The sequence below is a fragment of the Streptomyces sp. LS1784 genome (genome assembly GCF_020103755.1).
In the GTDB taxonomy this organism is placed as follows: domain Bacteria; phylum Actinomycetota; class Actinomycetes; order Streptomycetales; family Streptomycetaceae; genus Kitasatospora.
The window spans coordinates 1-4,562 of record NZ_JAHSQD010000620.1; the positions used below are offsets into that span (position 1 = coordinate 1).

5 protein-coding genes and 1 pseudogene are annotated in these 4,562 nt (G+C 73.0%); all 6 read right to left on the reverse strand.

Annotation, left to right across the window (positions count from 1 at the left end; translation table 11 throughout):
- The coding region (locus KS423_RS39095) for an NADH-quinone oxidoreductase subunit L (RefSeq protein WP_224284486.1) at window positions 1–1,712 on the reverse strand (1,712 nt) is incomplete at its 3' end.
- Window positions 1,709–2,101, reverse strand: coding sequence for an NADH-quinone oxidoreductase subunit NuoK (nuoK, locus tag KS423_RS39100; RefSeq protein WP_224284487.1), 393 nt, complete (start codon window positions 2,099–2,101; stop codon window positions 1,709–1,711). The genes KS423_RS39095 and nuoK, both read right to left, overlap by 4 nt.
- On the reverse strand, window positions 2,101–2,796 hold the full coding sequence (locus KS423_RS39105; RefSeq protein WP_374120117.1) for an NADH-quinone oxidoreductase subunit J: 696 nt from the start codon (window positions 2,794–2,796) through the stop codon (window positions 2,101–2,103). The genes nuoK and KS423_RS39105 overlap by 1 nt, the downstream gene beginning before the upstream one ends.
- Complete coding sequence (locus KS423_RS39110) at window positions 2,796–3,353, reverse strand: NADH-quinone oxidoreductase subunit I (protein ID WP_224284489.1); 558 nt, start codon at window positions 3,351–3,353, stop codon at window positions 2,796–2,798. Before KS423_RS39110 ends, KS423_RS39105 begins: the two co-directional genes overlap by 1 nt.
- A complete protein-coding gene (nuoH, locus tag KS423_RS39115; protein ID WP_374120116.1) occupies window positions 3,350–4,309 on the reverse strand; it encodes an NADH-quinone oxidoreductase subunit NuoH in 960 nt (319 codons plus the stop codon). Before nuoH ends, KS423_RS39110 begins: the two co-directional genes overlap by 4 nt.
- Window positions 4,306–4,562: pseudogene (locus KS423_RS39120) on the reverse strand (NADH-quinone oxidoreductase subunit C); the annotation flags it as partial. The gene nuoH and the pseudogene KS423_RS39120, both read right to left, overlap by 4 nt.

Here is a 4,562-nt window from a genome sequence, read left to right on the forward strand (position 1 = left end):
GGACGGCCGGTGCCCAGCCGGGCGGTCGCCGAGCGCCAGGCGCCGTACGCGGCGAGCACGCCGACCACGGCGAGCCCGGTCCCGGTGACGGCGGTGACCGCGGAGGGCCGCAGCGAGCCGCCGTCCAGCAGCGCGGGCAGCCAGTCCGAGCGCAGACCGAGGACGCCGAAGCCCATGGTCGGAACGGCCAGCACCCACAGCGGCCAGCGCATCGCGGGCGGCTCGGCGGTGGCCGGGTCGGCCTCGTCGAGCTCGGGCGAGTACGGCGCGCCGTTCTCGTGGTCGGCCGTGACGGTGCCCCGGTCGGCGGCGGGCAGCAGCTGCGGTGCGGCCGCGGCGGCACCGGCCGGGCTGTGGAAGGCCAGCAGGAAGAGCCTGGTCGCGTACGCGGCGGTGAGCAGCGCGGTGAGCCCGGCGGAGATCAGCACGATCCACCCGGCCGCCTGCGGCACCGCCGAGGCCGGGCCGAGCCCGTTGGTCAGCGCCTCGCCGTTGGCGGCGTGCTCGGCGGCGGTCAGCACCGCCTCCTTGCTGAAGAAGCCGGAGAACGGCGGCAGCCCGACCAGCGCGACCAGCGCGATGCCCATCGTCCAGTAGGCGTCCGGCACCCGCTTGCGCAGCCCCGGGATGCGGGACATCGCGGAGATCGAGTTGGTGTGCGCGGCGTGGATCACCACACCGGCGGCCAGGAACAGCAGCGCCTTGAACGCGCCGTGGCTGACCAGGTGGAAGACCGAGGCCTCGCGGTCCCCGGCGGCGAGCGCGCCGGCCATGTAGCCGAGCTGGCCGACGGTGGAGTAGGCGAGCACCCGCTTGAGGTCGTCCTGGGCGAGCGCGCAGAGCGCCGAGCCGATCATCGTCACGGCGGCCATCACCGCGAGCACGACCAGCGCCGCGCCCGACAGCAGGAACACCGGCAGCAGCCGGGCGACCAGGTAGATGCCGGCCGCGACCATGGTGGCGGCGTGGATCAGCGCGGAGACCGGGGTCGGGCCGGCCATCGCGTCCGGGAGCCAGGTGTGCAGCGGGAACTGCGCGCTCTTGCCGGCCACGCCGGCGAGCAGCAGCAGGGCGGTCAGCGTCGGGTGTCCGAGCCTGCCCTCCGTCGCGGCCGCCAGCACGTCCGTGACACGGAAGCTGCCGGCGTCCGCACCGAGCAGGAAGATCCCGAACAGGAACGGCACGTCACCGAGCTTGGTGACCAGGAAGGCCTTCAACGAGGCCGAGCGGGCGTCCGCGGTCTCCCAGTGGTGGCCGATCAGGAAGTACGAGCACAGGCCCATGACCTCCCAGCCGACCAGCAGCACGATCAGGTCGCCCGAGTAGACCACGAGGAACATCGCCGCGGTGAACAGCGAGACCAGCGCAGCGTACGAGGGGTAGCGCGGGTCCTCCTTGAGGTACGCGGTCGAGTAGACCTGGACGCAGGTGGCGACCAGGCCGACCAGCACCGAGATCAGCGAGCTGAAGCCGTCCAGGTGGAGGGCGAGCGCGATGTCCGGACCGCCGGTCGGGGTGAGCCGGGTGGCGGCGTCCAGGGCCTGGCCGGTGCCGAGCTGGAGGGCGACCACCAGGGCGAGCACCGCCGAGGCGGCGACCGGGACGATCGCCAGCGGCCGGGCCAGGCCGGGCGCCTTCTTGCCGACGGCCAGGGTCGCGGCGGCGCCGAGCGCGGGCAGCGCCGGGACGAGTGCGGGCAGGGCGAGGTTCATGCGGCGGCCTGGCCCTTCCGTGCCTCGGATCCGGCCGGCGCCTCGGCGCCGACGGGCGTCTCCTCGACGGCGAGCGTCTCGGCCGGGTCGCCGAGCGCGGTGGCCCGGTCGATGTCCGCGGTGCCCCGGGCCCGGAACAGCAGCAGCACGACGGCGAGCCCCAGCCCGACCTCGGCGGCGGCGACGGTGATGGTGAACAGGGTGAGCGCCTGCCCGGCGTGCAGCGAGTCCCGCAGCCAGGCGTCGAAGGCGACCAGGTTGAGGTTGACGGCGTTGAGCATCAGCTCGACCGACATGAGCACCAGGACGGCGTTGCGCCGGGCGAGCACGCCGTACACGCCGACGCTGAACAGCAGCGCGGCGAGGACGACGGGGTAGGCGAGGTGCATCAGCCCTCCTGCTCAGGGGTCGACTGCTCGGAGACCGCCGGAGCCGGCTTCGGCGCGGTGGCGGCGACCGTCCCGTCGGACCCGACCGGCCGGCCGGCGCGCAGCTTGCCCGCCCGCGGCGCCGGCACCCGCCGCTTGGAGCCGCGCGACAGCACGATCGCGCCGACCAGGGCCGCCAGCAGCAGCACGGACAGCGCCTCGAAGGGCAGCACCCAGTACCGGAACAGACTGGCCCCGGTGACGGCGGCCGAGCCGCCGCCCCGGCCGAGGTCGACCCAGGAGGTCCGGAAGGCGTCGACCACGAGCGTGACCAGCGTCCCGGCCGAGGCCAGCGCCACGACCAGGGCCACCCAGCGGTTCTTGGAGTCGGCGTCCGGCGAGCGCCCGATCGGTGCCTTGGTGAGCATCAGCCCGAACAGCACCAGGACGACCACCGAGCCGAGGTAGATCAGCACCTGCACCCAGGCGATGAACTCGGCCGTGAGCAGCAGGAACTCCACCGCCAGCCCGCCGAGCGCGACCACCAGCCAGAGCGCCGCGTGCACCAGCTGCCGGGTGGTCACGGAGACCACGGCCGAGCCGAGCACGGCGATGCCGACCAGCAGGAAGACGATCTCCTGGCCGGTCGGGGACAGGAACGAACGGGCGGCCGGCTCCAGGGAACCGGTCGCCGCGAGAAGCGTGGCAGCACCGATCACGCGTCGTCACCCTTCTCCTCAAGAGCCGCCGCGGCAGTCGCGGCCAGCTTGTCCGCCGCCTTGCGCGCGGTGGCGACCTCCTTGGGCTCCTCGGCCGCCGGGTCCAGCGCCGGCGGCGCGGGGACGGTCCACATCCACTCGCGGAGCTTCTCCCGCTCGTGGGTCAGCTCGTGGATGTCGGTCTCCGCGTACTCGAACTCCGGCGACCAGAACAGCGCGTCGAAGGGGCACACCTCGATGCAGATCCCGCAGTACATGCAGAGCGAGAAGTCGATGGCGAACCGGTCCAGCACGTTGCGGGTGCGGGCCCGGGCGTTCGGCTCGGCGGCCGGCAGCGTCTCCTTGTGGGAGTCGATGTAGATGCACCAGTCCGGGCACTCGCGCGCGCAGAGCATGCACACCGTGCAGTTCTCCTCCAGCAGCGCGATGACGCCGCGCGAACGCGGCGGCAGCACCGGCTGCACGTCGGGGTACTGCGCGGTGACGCTCTTCTTCGTCATCGTCCGCAGCGTCACGGCCAGCCCCTTGGCGAGGCCGACACCGGGAAAGCTCATGAGATCGCCACCTTGATGATGCCGGTGAGGGCCAGCTGGACCAGCGCGAGCGGGATCAGCACCGTCCACGCGAAGCGCATCAGCTGGTCCTCGCGCAGGCGCGGGTAGGTGACCCGCAGCCAGATGACCACGAAGGCCAGCGCGAAGGTCTTGAGGATCGTCCAGAGCCAGCCGAGCTGGTCCGGCAGCGGTCCGTGCCAGCCGCCCAGGAAGAGCACCGCGGTCAACGCGGACACCACCAGGATGCCCACGTACTCGGACAGCAGGAACAGTGCGAACCGCAGACCGGTGTACTCGGTGTACGCGCCGAAGATGATCTCCGAGTCGGCGATCGGCATGTCGAACGGCGGGCGCTGGAGCTCGGCCAGCCCGGCCGTGAAGAAGACGAACGCGCCGATGATCTGCCAGGGCAGCCAGTACCACTGCCAGGCGTCCACGATCCCGGGCAGCGACAGCGTGCCGGCGGCCATCGCCACCGAGGCCGCCGCCAGCACCATCGGCAGCTCGTACGACATCAGCTGCGCGGCCGTGCGCAGGGCGCCGAGCAGCGAGAACTTGTTCGCCGAGGCCCAGCCGGCCATCAGCTTGCCGATCACGCCGACGCCCATCACGGCCAGCACGAAGAACAGACCGGCGTCGACGGCCTGGCCGACGAAGCCGTCCGGGCCGACCGGGACCGCCAGCAGCACGAAGAGGTACGGCAGCAGCGAGACGGCGGGTGCCAGCTGGAAGATCCGGCGGTCCGCCCCGGCCGGGACGATGTCCTCCTTCTGCGCGAACTTCACGCCGTCCGCGACGAGCTGCGCCCAGCCGTGGAAGCCGCCCGCGTACATCGGGCCGAGCCGGCCCTGCATGTGCGCCATGACCTTGTGCTCGGTCTGGCCGATGACCAGCGGGAAGACCAGGAAGACGACGAGGGTGGCGACGCAGCGCAGCACCGTGTCGAGCAGGTTCACGTGCCGTCTCCGTCCTGGTCGGCCGCCCCGGCCGAGGTCTCGTCCTTCTGCTCACCCGGTTCGCCAGCCGACGGCTTCTCGTCGTGGGCGGGCACCGGGTTGTGCCAGGGCGCGTCGGAGGACCGGGGGCGTACGGGAGCCGCGGGCTCGGCCGTCGGCTCGCCGGCCGTCCGGTCGGCCGCCTGGCTCGCCGAGCCCTCCGACACCGACCGGGTCCGCCGCGGCCGGTCCGCCCGCACCGGCGGGGCACCCT